The following is a 390-nucleotide window of genomic DNA, read 5'->3' as shown; positions in this document are numbered from 1 at the left end:
ATGGAGGTTAACGGGATCGAACCGCTGACCCTCTGCTTGTAAGGCAGATGCTCTCCCAGCTGAGCTAAACCTCCATATTTAATTAAAATGACCCGTACGGGACTCGAACCCGTGTTACCGCCGTGAAAGGGCGGTGTCTTAACCGCTTGACCAACGGGCCAGTAAAAAAGATTATTTACGGAGAGTAAGGGATTCGAACCCTTGAGACAGGATTACCCGCCTACATGATTTCCAATCATGCTCCTTCGGCCACTCGGACAACTCTCCAAGATAGGAGCACAAAGGCCCAATACTCTATTTATTCTCTTATGAGAAACTCCGGCAGTAGGACTCGAACCTACGACATCATGATTAACAGTCATGCGCTACTACCAACTGAGCTATGCCGGA

General features: G+C 48.7%; 4 tRNA genes. All 4 read right to left on the bottom strand.

The window, feature by feature from the left end:
• Nucleotide 1 precedes the first annotated feature (1 nt).
• Nucleotides 2–74 (bottom strand) — tRNA-Val (locus P7D84_RS13755).
• Nucleotides 75–88: 14 nt separating this feature from the next.
• Nucleotides 89–160 (bottom strand) — tRNA-Glu (locus P7D84_RS13750).
• Between the two features lie 18 nt (nucleotides 161–178).
• Nucleotides 179–267 (bottom strand) — tRNA-Ser (locus P7D84_RS13745).
• A 49-nt stretch (nucleotides 268–316) separates the two neighbouring features.
• Nucleotides 317–390 (bottom strand) — tRNA-Asn (locus P7D84_RS13740).

The sequence above is a fragment of the Enterococcus dongliensis genome, assembly GCF_031927985.1.
Lineage (GTDB): Bacteria > Bacillota > Bacilli > Lactobacillales > Enterococcaceae > Enterococcus_A > Enterococcus_A dongliensis.
Note: the sequence above shows the minus strand (reverse complement) of the source record. Positions and strands in the feature narration are given on the sequence as shown.